The organism is Borborobacter arsenicus (assembly GCF_003934165.1).
GTDB lineage: Bacteria > Pseudomonadota > Alphaproteobacteria > Rhizobiales > Rhizobiaceae > Pseudaminobacter > Pseudaminobacter arsenicus.
In genome coordinates this window covers 92,214-108,469 of record NZ_RKST01000001.1, presented here as the reverse complement: position 1 = coordinate 108,469, position 16,256 = coordinate 92,214, and the positions used below count along the sequence as shown (strand labels likewise).

Sequence of the window (16,256 nt, the reverse complement as noted above, 5' to 3'; positions counted from 1 at the left end):
AATCATCTTGGGTTAGTCTCGCGACGGGTTTGGTGCCATCGGCAGGCACGTCGATAGATTTGCAGTCGGCGCGATCGGCAGTTGGGACGGGATATCTATGGCTAAGAAGGTGATGATCGTCGAGGATAATGAGCTCAATATGAAGCTCTTCCGCGACCTGATCGAAGCAAGCGGCTATGAGACGGTGCGCACGCGCAATGGTCTCGAGGCGCTGGATTTGGCGCGCGCCGAGCGGCCGGACCTCATCCTCATGGATATTCAACTCCCGGAAGTGTCGGGCCTGGAGGTGACGAAGTGGCTGAAGGAGGATGACGACCTCCATGTTATACCGGTCATCGCGGTTACGGCATTCGCCATGAAGGGCGATGAGGAGCGTATCCGCCAGGGCGGTTGCGAGGCCTATATTTCGAAGCCGATCTCGGTGCCGCGCTTCATCGAAACGATCAAATCCTATCTGGGCGATGCGTGATGCCTCTCCGCCCGCATTCTCAGAGCAGGTAGTGCCATGACTGCGCGCATTCTCGTCGTCGACGATGTTCCCGCCAATGTAAAACTGCTCGAAGTGCGGCTTCTTGCCGAATATTTCGAGGTGCTGACAGCCGGTAATGGCGCGGACGCCATCGAAACCTGCGAGAACGGCAAGGTCGACGTCGTGCTGCTCGACGTGATGATGCCGGACATGGACGGCTTCGAGGTCTGCCGGCGGCTGAAGAGCGATCCGGCCACCTCACATATTCCCGTCGTCATGATCACGGCACTCGACCAGGCGTCTGACCGCATCCGCGGGTTGGAAGCCGGCGCAGATGATTTCCTGACCAAGCCGGTCAACGACCTGCAACTCATGACGCGGGTCAGGAGCCTGGTGCGGCTGAAGATGCTGACTGACGAATTGCGCCTGCGCGCCTCCACCACCCGCAATATCGGCATTGAGGAGCTGTTGAGCCGTCGGCTACCGGCAGGTGACGCCATGCCCAAGGTGCTGTTGGTGGACGAGCGGCCTTCATCCTATGAGCGCATCCAGAAGATGCTCCGTCCCGTTGCCGAAGTGGAGCTAGCCACCGATCCGCATCAGGGCTTTTTCCAGGCCGCCGAGCAGTCCTATGAATGCATCATCGTCTCTACGAGTTTTGCCGATTTCGATCCGCTGCGCCTGTGCTCGCAACTGCGCTCTATGGACCGCACGCGATTCCTTCCCATCATCCTGGTTGCCGACGAGGGCGAGGAAGAGCGCATCATCCGTGGGCTCGATCTTGGCGTAAACGACTATCTGGTCCGGCCCATCGACCAGCAGGAACTGACCGCGCGCCTGCGCACCCAGGTCAGGCGCAAGCGCTATAACGACCATCTGCGCGCCAGCGTTACGCAGACAATCGAGATGGCCGTGACGGACGGGCTGACCGGCCTGCACAACCGCCGCTATCTCGACAGCCATCTTCACACCTTGTTTGACCGTGCCGTTGCCCGCCGCCGCGCGCTGTCGGTCATGATCACCGATCTGGATCGCTTCAAGGCCGTCAACGACACTTACGGGCATGATGGCGGCGACGACGTGCTGCGCGAATTTGCACGCCGCCTGCGCAAGAATGTGCGCGGAATCGACCTGGCCTGCCGCTATGGTGGCGAGGAGTTCGTGATCGTCATGCCCGATACCGAAGCCGGCATCGCCGAAAAGGTCGCCGAGCGCATCCGGGCCGAGATCGCTCAGACGCCGTTTGTGATCGGAAAGGACGGACGCTCGCTGGACATCACCATCAGCATCGGGGTGTCGTCGCTGCGCCGTGGCGCCGATACGGTCGAGGATCTGATGAAGCGGGCGGACCTTGCGCTTTACGAAGCAAAAACAGGCGGCCGAAACCGCGTGGTCGCCAAAGCGGCCTGATCCGGCGATCCACTGCCGGCCGGCGTCAAGGCGGCATGGTTAGCCATTTACCTTAATCCAACCGATTCGGCAGATTTGGTTAAGAAACTATTGATTTTGAAGTGGTCTTGCGCGACTGTTAGAGGCAGTACACATGGACGTCCGCGCGAGGAGAATTAGCGGATAGTTCCGGTTGAAACCCCATGATGCTCAGGTCCGCCGCATCTCCTGGGTCCATGGGGTCGGCCGGCCGGCACTGGCACATAGTGGCCTCCTCGTACCGCTGCCAGAACGCCGACCGGCCCCCTTTTCCTGACATCGACGATTCAACGGCATCGCACGCCGTTGCCGGAAACGAAAACGCCGCCCGAGGGCGGCGCTTCATGCATCGAGAAGGTCCGAAGATTACTTGATCTTCGTTTCCTTGAACTCGACGTGCTTGCGGGCAATCGGATCATACTTGCGGAACGACAGCTTGTCGGTCTTGGTGCGGCTGTTCTTGCTCGTCACATAGAAGAAACCGGTATCGGCGGTCGACAGAAGCTTGATCTTGATATTAGCGGCTTTGGCCATGATTTTCGTCCGTTAAATTTCTGATGAGTTCGGACCGCCTGACCACGGCAAAACAGCCCGGACGCGGGAAACTTGCCGCGACACATAAAGAACGCGCACGGAAAGTCAACCCTGCTTGCCGCCGACGAACAGCCTGCTGCCGCCCAGAACGATATAGATCGCGAAAAACAGGGCGAGCGACCAGCCGAATCCGTCGGTGCCGAACAGGTCCATTCCAAGGCCTATAGCCTGCGGCCCAAGCACCATGCCGAGGCCATAGCAAAGCACGAAGGCGGCGTTGGCATTTGCCAGTTCGTGGCCGGAGAGGCGTGAACCCAGATGAGCCAGGCCAACCGTATAGAGAGCGGCCACCACACCGCCCCAGATGAAAAGAACGCCGGCCATCACATGCCAGTTGAGATGTATATGAGGCAGCAGAATCATGCCGGCCAGGCCAACGCCGGCGCATAGGAGCAGCAGATGGCGCCGGTCGCGCACCCGATCGGAAATCATGCCAAGGGGGATTTGCATGATGACATTGCCCAGCCCCACCATGGTCAGCAGCAGCGCCGCATCGCCCTCGGAGTAGCCGATGCGATTTCCGTAGACAGGAAACAGCGCGAAGCCTCCGGTTTCAACCGCCCCGAAGACCAGCACGGCGGCGGTTGCGGTGGGCACCGCCCAGATATAGCGAATGAAGCCCGTTGATCCGCCTTCAGGAACGATCTGTGGACTCTCGCGCCAAGCCGCCAGCACCGGGATCGCAGCCAGCATGACCAGGGCAAAAACCACACCGAAGGGGAGGAAGCCCGAACTTCCCATTTGCGCGAACAGCCAGGGTCCCGCGGCAAAGCCCAGCGAAAGTACGGTCGCATAGATACCGAGCACCAGCCCGCGCTTATGCGGCGGAGCCGAGGTGCTGATCCAGAACTCGGACAGGATGAACAGAACCGTCAGCGACAGGTGCAGCGTGACCCGCAGCGGAAACCACATCCAGAATGACGGCGCGAAATAGAAGCCGACAAAGGAAGCCGCGCCGAGCAATATCATCGCCAGCATCGTCCAGACCACTCCGAAGCGCACCGCAAGCGGGGTTGCCAACGGAGCGGCTGCGATGGAGGCAATCCCGGCAACGGCTGTGTTAAGGCCGATCATGCTGGCCGAATAGCCGCGTGTTTCCAGGATGATGCTGAGCAGCGGCATGCCCAGGCCGATTGCGATGCCGACAACGCTGATCGAGGAGATGGCGGCTGCGATCGGCAGCCAGAGCATTGGCGTATCGTCGTCCGTCGGTTGGGAAAGGCCTGTCATCTTCGGTCCGGCGCTTGAAGAAAGATCAGAGGAGATCGCGCACGAATCGATTGCGGATCATGCGATAGAAGGGCACCGCCCCACCCGGTCGGAGGTGAGGGTCTTGTGCCAGCCTCTGTTGGAGTTCTTCAAGCACAGTGCGGGTGATGGCAGGCACGTCTGCCTGTTTTGCTTCCTCAAGCGGCAGCCATACCAGCTCTTCCAACTCATTGGTCGGCCCGCCATCCGGCAGTTCGACGGCGACGCTTTCCCGCCAGGCCGACAGAAAGCGCGTGTCGAAACGTCGAACCCGTCCTGGCGGCGTTATGGCTCGTGCGATGAAGCGCAGCGGCGCCAACATCGGCTGGACTTCGTGGTCGACAAAGCCCTGCCAGTCCGGTTTGGTGGTGGCAAACGGCGTCCGGCGACCAATCAGAAGGCCTGCTTCCTCATAGGTTTCACGGATTGCCGAAAGCGCTATCGCGCGGGCTCGGGCGGCACTCGCGCGGGAAGTCGTGGCGATTAGCCGGGCTTCGTCAGGGGCAGGAAGCCTGTCGGCGACAGCGATCCGGCTATCGGCCGGATCAGTCCGGCCGCCCGGGAAAACCAGCTTCCCCGGCATGAAAGCATGGCTGGAATGACGCCGCCCCATCAGCACGAGCACATCATTGCCCTTGCGGTCGAGCAGCATCAGTGTGGCGGCATCGCGTGGCCGCTTCGGACCTTGGCCAAGCGCAAAGTCACGTGACTCCGCCTTGTCCACCTGTGATCTGGTCATCCCTTCCATGCGAACCTCTATAGGCCAACCGACGGCCGGGCGAAAAGGGTGGTTGTGATGACAGTCACAGCAACCTGCAGGTCAGGATTCGATCACATCCTCTTCGCCGCCAAAGCCATGCATATAGAGCGCCCATTGCAGGCCGACGACAGCGCCCTTGATGGGGCGCAACAGGGCGAGCGCGAGGATGACCGTCATCGGCGCCCAGATGGCCAGATGCTGCCAGGTCTCGAGCATGTAGTTTGCTTCCACACCCATGAATGCGCCAACCACGATATGGCCAACTATCACCACAACCAGATAGGCTGGCAGGTCGTCGGCACGATGGTGGAACATTTCCTCGCCGCAATGGTCGCATTTTTCAGCGATTTTCAGAAAGGACGCGAAAAGCTTGCCTTCGCCGCAATGCGGGCAGCGGCCGAGAAAGCCGCGCTTCATCGCCGTCCACAAGGGACGTGCGGGCCGGCCCGTTTGGTATTCGCCGCCGAAAACCTGTTGTTCCATCATCGTCTCCTGGTGCGGGCGGTTTGGCGCAATTGCGATGCGCGAGCCCGGGATCTCTGCGTCTTGCCCTTGTGGAAGGATCGTTTCGATCCCGACAGAGGCTTTGGGTCGGTCAGCATTTCAAAACGCATGGCGCCGGCAAGCGGAGCGACCTCGACAAGGCGTACCTCGACGCGATCAGCGAGTTGATAGCCTTTTCCTGTACGTTCTCCGAAAAGCGAGCGGGCAGTTTCATCGTAGATATAGTAGTCGCCATCGAGAGATGACACCGGAATAAAGCCATCTGCGCCGAACTGCGGCAATTGGACAAATAGTCCTGCCTTGGTGACACCGGAAATGCGTGCGTCGAACGTGTCGTTGATGTGGCCGGCCAGATAACCGGCAATCAGCCGGTCGACGGTGTCGCGCTCAGCAGCCATGGCGCGCCGCTCGCTTGCCGATATCAGCTCGGAAATATCTTCGAGCCGCTCTTCCTCGGAGCGGGAAATCCCGCCTGCGCCAAGCTGCAGTGCCCCGATCAGCGCGCGGTGGACGATCAGGTCGGCGTAGCGGCGGATAGGCGAGGTAAAATGCGCATAACGACGCAGGTTGAGGCCGAAATGGCCAAGATTCTCCGGCGAATACAAAGCTTGGCTCTGGGCCCTCAGCACGACCTCGTTGACCAGTGCCTCATGCTCGGCGCCCTTGACTTGGCTCAGGATCTGGTTGAACTGCGACGGTTTCATCTGCGCGCCGCGTGCCAGCGACAGCCCGAGCGTCGCCAGGAACTCGCGCAGGGATTCCTGCTTGGCGAGCGACGGCGCATCATGGGTGCGGTAGACCAGGCTCTGCTTCTTGGCCTCAAGCGTCTCGGCGGCGGCCACATTGGCCTGGATCATGAATTCTTCGATCAGCTTGTGGGCGTCGAGCCGGTCGGGAACGATCACGCGGTCGACCTGCCCATCCTCGTTGAGGAGGATCTTGCGCTCCGGAAGTTCGAGTTCCAGCGGCTGGCGTGAGTCGCGGTCGCGCTTCAGCACGCCATAGGCCGTCCAGAGCGGCTTCAGGATCGATTCGAGGATCGGACCGGTCGCATCGTCCGGCGCTCCATCGATTGCCGCCTGCGCCTGCGAATAGGCAAGGCGCGCCGCCGACCGCATCATGATGCGGTGAAAGGAGTGGCGGATTTTCCGGCCTTGAGCCGAAAACACCATTCGAACCGCGAGTGCGGGCCGGTCGACGCCTTCCTTCAGCGAGCAGAGATCGTTGGAGATACGCTCGGGCAGCATCGGCACGACGCGGTCGGGAAAATAGACGGAATTGCCGCGGTTCAAGGCCTCGCGGTCGAGCGCGCTGCCATAGGTGACATAGGCGGCGACATCGGCGATTGCGACGATGGCAACCACTCCGCCGGGGTTCTTCTCGTCCGTGTCCGGCTCGGCAAAGACGGCGTCGTCATGGTCCTTGGCGTCGGCTGGGTCGATGGTGACCAGCGGCACGTTACGCCAGTCCTCGCGGCCGGCAAGCGTGGCAGGTTTCATCGCCTCTGCCTCGGCAATCACCTCTGCGGGAAAAATATGCGGAATGTCATGCGCGTGGATGGCGATCATGGAGACCGCCTTTTCGCTGGTCAGCGAACCGATGACGGTCACAACCCTGGCACGTGGCAGGCCGTAGCGGGAAGCGCGTTGCGGTTCGACCTCGACGAGGTCGCCGTTCTTCGCACCGTTCTGATGCTCCTTCTCCACGACCAGTTCAGGCTGCCGCCGCTCAACCGGCTCGATGCGGAAAGTTCCATCCTTGAGCATGCGAAAGACGCCAAGCACGGCATCGTTGCGCTTTTCGAAAACCTTCATCACCCGCCCGGTATAGGCGGGGCCTGCCTCGGCGTGTGTCGGGAACGTCTTTGCCAGCACCCGATCGCCTATGCCGGCGCTCGGCCCGTTGCGCGAAGACTTGATCGCAACCACCACCGGCACGGCGCCTTCAGGTTGCTCCACCGGGCGGGCGAGCAGGCCACCGTCCACGTCGCGCGAGAAGATGTCGAGCACGGTGACGTGGGGCAGGGCGCCCGCGCGCACCAGCCGCTTGCGGTCCTTCTCCAAAAGGCCCTCGTCCTGGAGATCGCGCAGCAGGTCCTTCAACCAGATTCTGGCGTCGCCTTTCAGGGAAAAGGCCTTGGCGATCTCGCGCTTGCCGCTCTTGTCGGGATTGTCGGCGATGTAGCGCAATATGTCGTCGCGCGAAGGCCGAAAGTCAGCCTTCACGCCTCCGGCGGCGGACATGCGGGACGGGCGGCTCTTGCCGCTACCATTGCCGCGCCCGGAGTTGCTTTTTGCCAAGTTACGCTAGTCCTCTGTCTTGGCTGCGGTTTTCTTCGCCGCGGCTTTCTTGGCGGCGGGCTTTTTGGCGGTGGCTGCCTTGGCTCTTGCCGGCTTCTTGCCGCCGCCTTTGGCTTCCTTTTCGGCAATCAGCGCAACGGCGTCCTCGACGGTCACCGCCATCGGATCCTTGCCTTTCGGCAAGGTGGCGTTGATCTTGCCGAAATTGACATAGGGTCCGTATCTGCCGTCGCGAACCGTGATGTTGCCGCCGCCATCGGGATGCTCGCCAAGGTCCTTCAGCGCCGCCGGCGTGCCGCCGTTTCGGTTCTTGCTCTTGGATTGCTTTTCGGCAAGCACGGATACGGCGCGATTGAGGCCGATCGAGAACACATCCTCGATGCTTTCCAGATTGGCATAGGTGCCTTCGTGCAGCACGAAGGGTCCGTATCGGCCGAGGCCGGCCGAAATCATCTTTCCGCTTTCCGGATGCTTGCCGACATCGCGCGGCAATGCCAGCAGCGCCAGCGCTTTTTCGTGATCGATGCTTGCCGGTGTCCAGCCCTTCGGCAGGCTTGAGCGCTTGGCTTCCTTGCCTTCGCCGCGCTGGATATAGGGGCCGAACCGACCGCTGCGCAGCGTTATCTCTTCGGACGTATAGGGGTCGGAGCCCAGCACCTTGACGCCGTCCTCTCCGCCGCCTGCCTCGCCATTGCCGTTGGCAGCATCACCGAGCTGGCGGGTATAGCCGCATTCGGGATAGTTGGAGCAGCCGACGAAAGCGCCGTATTTGCCGAGCTTCAGCGAGAGATTACCACTGCCGCATTTGGGGCAGATGCGCGGGTTGGAGCCATCTTCTCGGGCCGGGAAGACGAGTGGCGCGAGTTCTTCATTCAGCGCATCGAGCACATCGGTGACGCGAAGTTCCTTTATCTCGCCGACCGCCGCCGAAAAGTCCTTCCAGAAATCACGCAGCACATCGCGCCAGGCCAGCCTGCCGTCGGAAATATCATCGAGCTTTTCTTCGAGCGCTGCCGTGAAGTCGTATTCGACATATTTGCGGAAGAAGCTTTCAAGGAAGGCGGTGACCAGCCGGCCCTTGGCCTGCGGAACCAGTCTGCGCTTGTCGATCGTCACATAGTCGCGGTCTTCCAGCGTCTTCAGCGTCGATGCATAGGTCGAGGGGCGGCCGATGCCGAGCTCTTCCATCTTCTTGATAAGCGAAGCTTCCGAATAGCGCGGGGGCGGTTCGGTGGTGTGCTGGGTGGCGACGACCTTGTCGCGGGAAAGCTGCTCGCCCTGGCGGATTTCGGGCAGGCGGCGGTTTTCCTCGTCCTCTGAATCCTCGTCCTTGTGGTCGGTGTAAGCTGCGATAAAGCCGTCGAAGCGGATCACCGAGCCAACGGCGCGAAGCCCTGCGGTCCGGGCCGCGTTGGTCGCCTCGATCTCGACCGTGGTGCGCTCGATTTCTGCCGGCTGCATCTGGCTGGCAATGGCGCGCTTCCAGATCATCTCATAGAGCCTGGCCTGATCGGCATCGAGATATTTGCGTACCGAATCCGGCGTGCGGAAAAAGTCGGTTGGGCGGATCGCCTCGTGCGCCTCCTGAGCGTTCTTGGCCTTGGTGGTGTAGTAGCGCGGCTTTTCAGGCAGGTATTTTGCACCGAATTCCTTGTCGATCGCGCTACGGGCGGCCGAAATCGCTTCCGGCGCCATCTGCACGCCATCGGTACGCATATAGGTGATGAGACCGGCCGTCTCGCCGCCTATATCCATGCCTTCGTAGAGGCGCTGCGCCACCTGCATTGTGCGGCTCGCCGAAAAGCCCAGGCGTGAGGATGCCGCCTGCTGCAGCGTCGAGGTGGTGAAGGGTGGCGCGGGGTTGCGCTTGGTCGGCTTGGCTTCAACCGACAGCGCCTTGAAGGTCGCCCCATCAAGCATCGCCTTGATGTCGTCTGCCTGCGCCTGCGAGGAAATATCGAGCTTCTGCAGCTTCTTGCCATCGAAGGCCGTCAGCCGGGCTTCGAATTTATCGTCGCGCGGCGTACCGAGAACGGCGGCTATCTGCCAGTAGTCCTCGCGGATGAAACGCTCGATCTCCAGTTCCCGGTCGTTGACCAGGCGCAGCGCCACCGACTGCACGCGACCGGCCGAGCGCGCGCCCGGCAGTTTTCGCCACAACACCGGCGACAGTGTGAACCCGACCAGATAGTCGAGCGCGCGGCGCGCCAGATAGGCATCGACCAGCGGCGCGTCGATCTGGCGCGGATTGGCCATCGCATCAAGAACGGATTGCTTGGTGATGGCATTGAAGACGACGCGGCTTACCGGCTTGTCCTTGAGCGCGCGTTTCTGGCGCAGAACCTCCAGCACGTGCCATGAAATGGCCTCGCCCTCGCGATCAGGGTCGGTGGCGAGGATAAGGCCGTCAGCGTCCTTGACCGCCTTGGCGATCTCCGTCAGGCGCTTGGAGGAGGGGCCGTCGACGCTCCAGGACATGGCGAAATCCTCATCGGGCTTCACCGATCCGTCTTTTGCCGGCAGGTCGCGGACATGGCCGTAGGAGGCCAGAACCTTATAGTTCCGTCCCAGATATTTGTTGATTGTTTTCGCTTTAGCCGGCGATTCGACGACGACGACGTCCATATGCGTATGATTTTCCATTGTGGCGCCAGAGGAAGTCTGTGACGCGCCGGTTCCTTGCAGTCGGTTCGTCACATGGCTTTCGTTTTCCGTCCGGTCAAGGGGAGAGAGGGGAATTCACCTCCAATACAACTTATGCGTTAGATATAAAACTGATTGCAATTTGTAATGGACGAAGTATGATTCACCTAACGTAACTTTTGCAAATTTCTATCTATTAGGAACCCCTCGGTTTCGCCCAACCGTTCGGCGTGGCGCGGAACATGACGGAGTATTGCCCATGCGTCAGGTCTTTACAACGCGACGTACCGACTCGCTCGATTACATGCAGTCCATGCTGGGGCAGTTGCGTACGATGGCAGAGGCAGAACGCTGTGACATGCTGGCCTACCTCATCGAGATGGCATATGTCGAAGCAAGCGACATCGTGCGCGGTGAGCGGCCGTCACGACTCGGGCAGCACAAGAGAAACAGCTCCGCCTGAATGGCGTTCCAGACGTCCCGCGAGGTCGAGTTCCAGCAGGATCATGAAGACCTGGGCCGGATGAAGGCCGGTGTGGCGGATGATCTCGTCCACGCCAACCGGAACCGGCCCCAGTGCCTCGATCAGCCGTGAGCGTTCATCGTCAGCCGGTGGCGGTGTGGCGGAAAAGTCGGGTGGCTCGTCAAGGGAGGTGGGTGCGGTGGGCAGGCTGGTCAAAGGCGCTAGCGCTCCGGTCACGTCGGCAGCGTCCGTAACCAGAATGGCACCGTCCTTCAGAAGCCCATTGGTGCCCGCTGCTCGTGGATCGAGCGGCGAACCGGGCACCGCAAACACCAGCCGACCCATTTCTCCCGCCAGCCTGGCGCTGATCAACGAACCGGAACGCATGGCTGCCTCGACCACAACGAGCCCAAGCGATAGGCCGGCGACAATACGATTGCGCCTCGGGAAATCCTGCGCTCGAGGCTCCCAGCCGAAAGGCATTTCGGAGACGATCACGCCGCCGGACTGCGCAATCTCGTTGCACAGGCCGACATTTTCCGGCGGGTAGGGGCGGTCGATGCCGCCTGCCAGCACACCGATCGTGCCGCTGGAAAGGCTGCCCTGGTGCGCGGCAGTGTCGATGCCGCGCGCCAGCCCCGACACGATGCAATAGCCTTCGCGGCCGAGATCGGCGGCCAGCCCGCGCGCCATCTTCATGCCGGCAAGCGAGGCATTGCGTGCGCCGACGATGGCTACAGGCGGCAAGCCAAAAATGGCACTCGTGCCCCTGACCGCAAGCACCGGTGGCGGGTTGTCGATTTTGCGCAATGTCGGCGGGTATTCCGGCTCGCCGATGCAGATGAAGCGCGCACCGAGGCTTTGCGCCGTCTCCATCTCCGCTTCCGCCTCGGCGAGGGAAGGAATGCGTGCCATGCGTCGCGCCCCGCCCGCCCGCATCAGTTCGGGTAGCATCTCGATGGCGGTTTCTGCAGAGCCGAAACGGTTGATCAGATCGCGGAAACTGGCCGGGCCGATATTCGGCGTGCGGATGAGTCGAAGCCAGTTCAGCCGCTGCCGGTCACTGAGGCGAGGACCGGCGGGGGCGTTCATCCCTTCGCTCCGATCCGCGATTCGGTGCCAGCAAGCAGGCGGGAAATATTGCTGCGGTGCTTTGCGATCACGATGATGCTCATCACCGTGAACAGGGCTGCAATGGCGCTGATGCCCCACAGATAAAGCGCGACCGGGACGGCAACCGCAGCCACCAGCGCGGCCAATGACGAATAGCGCGTGGTGAAGGCAACTCCGAGCCAGACGATGGCAAAGACCAGCGCCCCCTGCCATGCCAGGCCGGTCAGCACGCCGAGATAGGTGGCAACGCCCTTGCCGCCCTTGAAACCGAGCCAGACCGGAAACAGGTGTCCGAAAAACGCACCGAAGCCGGCGGCTAGCGCTGCTTCGGGTGTAAAGAAGCCGGCAATGAGCACCGCTGCCGTGCCTTTCAGCGCGTCGAGCAGAAGGGTCAGCGCCGCAAGCCCCTTGTTGCCGGTGCGCAGCACATTGGTGGCGCCGATATTGCCCGAGCCGATGTTGCGCACGTCGCCCAGTCCTGCCGCGCGCGTGATCAGCAGGCCGAACGGAATGGAGCCGAGCAGATAGCCGAAGATCAGCGCAAGCAGCAGCGTGAAAAACCCAGCCATTCAGTCCCCCAACTCAGGCCGAAAAGACTGTGCGGCCTGCAACCAGCGTTTGCAAGACCTTGCCTTGCAGCCGGGCGCCTTCGAAGCAGGTGTTCTTGGAGCGTGAGCGGATGGCATCCTCGCGCACGATCCACGGTTCATCGAGATCGACCAGCACAAAATCAGCGGACGCGCCGGGTTTCAGCGTGCCTCCGGGCAGGCCGAAAAGCCTGGCCGGGGCGGTCGAAAGCGTCTCTATCAGCCGCAACAGCGGCACGTCGCCATTGTGATGGAGCCGAAGTGCTACCCCCAGCAGTGTCTCCAGGCCGATCGCGCCGTCGGCGGCGTCGGCGAAAGGCAGTCGCTTGGTGTCGACGTCCTGCGGATCGTGCGAGGAGACGATGATATCGATCGTGCCGTCTCTCAAGGCTTCCACCATCGCCAGCCGGTCATCCTCGGCACGCAATGGCGGCGACAGCTTGAAGAAGGTGCGGTATTCGCCGATGTCGTTCTCGTTGAGCGCCAGATGATTGATCGAGACGCCTGCGCTGACCTTCGCCCCATCCGCCTTGGCGCGGGCAACGGCATTTGCCGACATGGCGGTCGAGATCTTGGCCGCATGATAGTTGCCGCGGGTCAGCCGCGCCAGCATCAGGTCGCGCTCCAGTGGAATGGCCTCCGCCTCGCGCGGAATGCCCGAAAGGCCGAGCCAGCTTGCATAGAGCCCTTCATTCATGACACCGGCGCCGGCAAGGTCGCGGTCCTGCGTTTCATGCATGACGGTCGCGCCGAAGTCGCGCGCATAGGTCAAGGCCCGCCGCATCACCAGCGCATTGTCGATGGTGCGGCGACCGTCGGTGAAGGCAACCGCGCCGGCTTCGCGCAGCAGGCCGAATTCGGTCATCTCGCGGCCCTCAAGGCCTTTGGTGATGCCGGCGGCCGGATGGACATTGACGATCGCGGTATCGCGCGCCGTTCGCAACACAAATTCCACCAGTGCGACATCGTCGATTACCGGGTGGGTATCGGGCATCATGACGATCGAGGTGACGCCGCCGGCTGCGGCGGCAATGCTGGCCGAGGCGATGGTTTCGCGGTGCTCGGCTCCCGGTTCGCCGATGAAGACACGGGCATCGACCAATCCGGGGATGACGACCTTGCCGCTGCAGTCGATGATTTCGGCGCCGGCCGGCGTGCCCTGGTTCAGTGCAGCGGCCCCAGCAGCGACGATCTTCTTGCCATCGACGATGACGGTTCCAATCTCATCGAGGCCGCGCGACGGGTCGATGATGCGGGCATGGCTGAAAACCGTGGCGCTCATGCATAGTCCTCGCTGGGTCGGCGGCGAGGGTCGAGCAGCGCCTCCATCACCGCCATGCGCACGGCAACCCCCATCTCGACCTGTTCCTGAATGACGCTTTGCGGCCCATCGGCGATTTCAGACGCGATCTCCACGCCGCGATTCATCGGGCCTGGATGCATGACCAGCGCGTCGTCCTTCGCTGCCTTCAGTTTCTCGGCGTCGAGACCGAAATAGCGGAAATATTCGCGGATCGAGGGCACGAATGCGCCCTGCATGCGCTCGCGCTGCAGGCGCAGCATCATCACCACATCCGCTCCCTTCAGGCCCTCGGCCATGGTCGGGCAGACGGTGACGCCCATCTGCGCGATGCCGGAAGGCAGAAGCGTCGAGGGGGCAACCACCCGCACGCCGGCGCCAAGCGCGTTGAGCAGCAATATGTTCGAGCGAGCCACGCGCGAATGCAGGATATCGCCGCAGATGGCGACCGAAAGACCGGCGATCCGGCCCTTGGCGCGGCGGATCGTCAGTGCGTCGAGCAGCGCCTGGGTCGGATGCTCATGCGCGCCGTCGCCGGCGTTGACCACCGAGCAGCCGACCTTCTGCGCCAGCAATGCGGCGGCACCGGCCGAGGCGTGGCGGATGATCAATATGTCAGGCCGCATCGCGTTCAGCGTCATGGCCGTGTCGATCAGCGTTTCGCCCTTCTTCACCGAGGAACTGGCCACCGACATGTTCATGACGTCGGCGCCCAGCCGCTTGCCGGCAAGCTCGAAGGAGGATTGGGTGCGCGTGGAGGCCTCGTAGAAGAGGTTGATCTGCGTGCGCCCGCGCAATGTCGAGGTCTTCTTCTCGTGCCGGCGCGAAATCGCGACGGCCGCGTCCGCACGGTCGAGCAGAAGCTCGATGTCGACGGGAGATAGCTCCCTGATGCCAAGCAAGTGGCGGTGTGGATAGACGGGGAGGGACGAGGTGTCTGTCATCGCAAGGCCGTGCTATAGGCGTGCGCGAATGTCACCGCAAGCGCTCGCTCCGACTCACATCGATTTCCCCCGGGATTTTCATCGTGCGGCGGCCGAAGCTTGCGCTATAAAGCCGGCGAGGCCGCATCGGATTCGCGAGGGGCGATCCAAACAAAGTAAGGAATCCGCGTGACCGACGAGGTAACGAACCAGTCTCCGCCGCTGACCGGAAGCAATGCCTGGCGGGGCGATCCGTTGCTGGTGCAGCTTGCGGAGGATTTTTCCGACTCCGTGCGCAAGGAACTCGACGGCCTCGGCCGTTTCGTCCTGACAACGGAAGCGCAGGATCTCGCGCGGCTTGCCAATACCGAGACACCGAAGCTGAAGACGCATGACCGGCAGGGGCGGCGGATCGACCTTGTCGAGTTCCACCCCGCCTATCACGCGCTCTTGCGGCGTTCGGTTGCCCTGGGCCTGCACTCTTCGGTCTGGGAAAACGGTGCCTCTGAAACCGGCAAGCGCCATCAGGTCCGCGCTGCCCGTTTTTACCTGACGGCGCAGCTGGAATCAGGTCATCTGTGCCCGGTCACAATGACCAGTGCCTCGCTGGCGGCATTGATGGCGAGCCCGAAACTGTTTCGCGAATGGGCGCCGCGTGTCACCACCCGCAAATACGACCAGGCGCAAAAGCCGCCGGTGGAAAAGACCGGGTTGACGCTCGGCATGGGCATGACCGAAAAGCAGGGCGGCACCGATGTGCGCGCCAATGTCACCAGGGGCGAGCGTGTCTCGGGCGGCTTCTATAAGCTCACCGGCCACAAATGGTTCATGTCCGCGCCGATGTCAGATGCGTTTCTGGTGCTTGCGCAGGTGCGCGAGGGCATTTCCTGCTTTCTTGTGCCGCGTATTCTTGGCGACGGCAGCAGCAACGGCTTGCACTTTCAGCGTCTCAAGGACAAGCTCGGCAATCGCTCCAATGCGTCCTCGGAAGTTGAGCTGGTCAGTTCCATCGGCGAAATGGTCGGGGAGCCGGGCGCCGGCGTCAAGACGATCATGGATATGGTGACGCTGACCCGGCTCGACTGCGCGGTCGCCTCGTCCGGAATCATGCGCGCGGGGCTAGCGGAAGCCGTGCATCATACCCGCCACCGCCAGGTGTTCGGGGCCAATCTGGTCGATCAGCCGTTGATGCAGCGGGTGCTGGCCGACATGGCGCTCGATGTCGCCGGCGCGACCGCACTTTCGCTCAGGCTAGCCCGCTCCTTCGACGAGGCGGCAAGCGATCGCGGCGAGGCGGCCTTTGCCCGCGCGATGACGCCGGTGGTCAAATATTGGGTCTGCAAGATCGCGCCGGCGCTGCTCTATGAGGCGATGGAATGCCTGGGCGGCAATGGCTATGTCGAGGAAACCTCGCTTGCCCGCTATTATAGGGAAGCGCCGGTCAATGCGATCTGGGAAGGGTCGGGCAATGTCATGGCGCTCGACGTATTGCGCGTGCTCGGCCGGGCACCGTCGCTGTTCGACGATGTGCTTGCCGGCATCGAGCGCGATCTCGGGGCAGGAGGGCCGGGCACGATCGGCGTGCTTCGTGCCGCTATGCAGGTGGCGACATCCGATGAGGGTTCTGCGCGCATATTGACCGAGCAGCTTGCGCTTTCGGCCGCCGCCGCCGAACTCAAGCGGCTCGGGGCAGGGCGCATTGCCGACGCCTTCATCGAAACACGGCTTGCCGGACAGTGGCGCGGCACCTATGGCATGCTCGATGCGCGCCATGATGCGCGCATGATCATCGACACCCTCTTTCCTGCCGTTTGAGCGCAAGGTGGCGTGGCTCTGCCATGCCCTGCTGCGCCGGATTTGTTAACAGGCCGCGCCGTCGCGTTAACCTTAACAAAGGGTTTCCATTGCAGCGCGGGCGTGCTGG

The 16,256-nt window shown here is 62.2% G+C and carries 13 protein-coding genes; 3 read left to right on the top strand and 10 right to left on the bottom strand.

What is annotated here, in order from left to right; genetic code table 11:
• Window positions 1-112 precede the first annotated feature (112 nt).
• Both EET67_RS08195 and EET67_RS08190 read left to right on the top strand, forming a co-directional pair.
• Window positions 113-469 carry a response regulator gene (locus EET67_RS08195; RefSeq protein WP_281011059.1) on the top strand — a complete coding sequence of 119 codons (357 nt, stop codon included), beginning with the start codon at window positions 113-115 and terminating at the stop codon, window positions 467-469.
• A gap of 36 nt (window positions 470-505) precedes the next feature.
• Window positions 506-1,879, top strand: coding sequence for a PleD family two-component system response regulator (locus EET67_RS08190; RefSeq protein ID WP_128625674.1), 1,374 nt, complete (start codon window positions 506-508; stop codon window positions 1,877-1,879).
• A 384-nt stretch (window positions 1,880-2,263) separates the two neighbouring features.
• On the opposite strand, the gene rpmG is transcribed toward EET67_RS08190, so the two are convergent.
• From rpmG to EET67_RS08130, 10 genes are all read right to left on the bottom strand, one after another.
• A complete protein-coding gene (gene rpmG / locus EET67_RS08180) occupies window positions 2,264-2,431 on the bottom strand; it encodes a 50S ribosomal protein L33 (protein WP_128625673.1) in 168 nt (55 codons plus the stop codon).
• A 105-nt stretch (window positions 2,432-2,536) separates the two neighbouring features.
• Window positions 2,537-3,682, bottom strand: coding sequence for an MFS transporter (locus EET67_RS08175; protein ID WP_128626125.1), 1,146 nt, complete (start codon window positions 3,680-3,682; stop codon window positions 2,537-2,539).
• Window positions 3,683-3,746: 64 nt separating this feature from the next.
• Window positions 3,747-4,487 (bottom strand): NUDIX hydrolase, encoded by a 741-nt coding sequence (locus EET67_RS08170; protein ID WP_128625672.1) that lies wholly within the window; start codon window positions 4,485-4,487, stop codon window positions 3,747-3,749.
• A 72-nt stretch (window positions 4,488-4,559) separates the two neighbouring features.
• Window positions 4,560-4,982, bottom strand: a complete 423-nt coding sequence (locus tag EET67_RS08165) for a DUF983 domain-containing protein (protein WP_128625671.1) — start codon at window positions 4,980-4,982, stop codon at window positions 4,560-4,562.
• Complete coding sequence (gene rnr, locus EET67_RS08160) at window positions 4,982-7,303, bottom strand: ribonuclease R (protein WP_425359517.1); 2,322 nt, start codon at window positions 7,301-7,303, stop codon at window positions 4,982-4,984. The genes EET67_RS08165 and rnr overlap by 1 nt, the downstream gene beginning before the upstream one ends.
• A gap of 6 nt (window positions 7,304-7,309) precedes the next feature.
• Complete coding sequence (gene topA, locus EET67_RS08155) at window positions 7,310-9,928, bottom strand: type I DNA topoisomerase (RefSeq protein WP_128626123.1); 2,619 nt, start codon at window positions 9,926-9,928, stop codon at window positions 7,310-7,312.
• Between the two features lie 442 nt (window positions 9,929-10,370).
• Complete coding sequence (gene dprA / locus EET67_RS08145) at window positions 10,371-11,501, bottom strand: DNA-processing protein DprA (RefSeq protein WP_128625669.1); 1,131 nt, start codon at window positions 11,499-11,501, stop codon at window positions 10,371-10,373.
• Complete coding sequence (gene plsY, locus EET67_RS08140; RefSeq protein ID WP_128625668.1) at window positions 11,498-12,091, bottom strand: glycerol-3-phosphate 1-O-acyltransferase PlsY; 594 nt, start codon at window positions 12,089-12,091, stop codon at window positions 11,498-11,500. The genes dprA and plsY overlap by 4 nt, the downstream gene beginning before the upstream one ends.
• Before the next feature lie 13 nt (window positions 12,092-12,104).
• Window positions 12,105-13,391, bottom strand: coding sequence for a dihydroorotase (locus EET67_RS08135; RefSeq protein ID WP_128625667.1), 1,287 nt, complete (start codon window positions 13,389-13,391; stop codon window positions 12,105-12,107).
• Window positions 13,388-14,353: an aspartate carbamoyltransferase catalytic subunit gene (locus EET67_RS08130; protein WP_128625666.1), complete on the bottom strand. Its 966-nt coding sequence runs from the start codon at window positions 14,351-14,353 to the stop codon at window positions 13,388-13,390. Before EET67_RS08130 ends, EET67_RS08135 begins: the two co-directional genes overlap by 4 nt.
• Window positions 14,354-14,521: 168 nt before the next feature.
• On the opposite strand from EET67_RS08130, the gene EET67_RS08125 reads away from it, so the two are divergent.
• Window positions 14,522-16,147 (top strand): acyl-CoA dehydrogenase family protein, encoded by a 1,626-nt coding sequence (locus EET67_RS08125; protein WP_128625665.1) that lies wholly within the window; start codon window positions 14,522-14,524, stop codon window positions 16,145-16,147.
• The last annotated feature ends 109 nt before the right edge of the window (window positions 16,148-16,256 follow it).

Bases quoted from the DNA above. Each gene is read 5' to 3' on its own strand.
- EET67_RS08195 (WP_281011059.1), top strand. From the start codon at position 113: ATGATCGTCGAGGATAATGAGCTCAATATGAAGCTCTTCCGCGACCTG.
- EET67_RS08190 (WP_128625674.1), top strand. From the start codon at position 506: ATGACTGCGCGCATTCTCGTCGTCGACGATGTTCCCGCCAATGTAAAA.
- rpmG (WP_128625673.1), bottom strand. From the start codon at position 2,431: ATGGCCAAAGCCGCTAATATCAAGATCAAGCTTCTGTCGACCGCCGAT.
- EET67_RS08175 (WP_128626125.1), bottom strand. From the start codon at position 3,682: ATGCTCTGGCTGCCGATCGCAGCCGCCATCTCCTCGATCAGCGTTGTC.
- EET67_RS08170 (WP_128625672.1), bottom strand. From the start codon at position 4,487: ATGGAAGGGATGACCAGATCACAGGTGGACAAGGCGGAGTCACGTGAC.
- EET67_RS08165 (WP_128625671.1), bottom strand. From the start codon at position 4,982: ATGGAACAACAGGTTTTCGGCGGCGAATACCAAACGGGCCGGCCCGCA.
- topA (WP_128626123.1), bottom strand. From the start codon at position 9,928: ATGGACGTCGTCGTCGTCGAATCGCCGGCTAAAGCGAAAACAATCAAC.
- dprA (WP_128625669.1), bottom strand. From the start codon at position 11,501: ATGAACGCCCCCGCCGGTCCTCGCCTCAGTGACCGGCAGCGGCTGAAC.
- plsY (WP_128625668.1), bottom strand. From the start codon at position 12,091: ATGGCTGGGTTTTTCACGCTGCTGCTTGCGCTGATCTTCGGCTATCTG.
- EET67_RS08135 (WP_128625667.1), bottom strand. From the start codon at position 13,391: ATGAGCGCCACGGTTTTCAGCCATGCCCGCATCATCGACCCGTCGCGC.
- EET67_RS08130 (WP_128625666.1), bottom strand. From the start codon at position 14,353: ATGACAGACACCTCGTCCCTCCCCGTCTATCCACACCGCCACTTGCTT.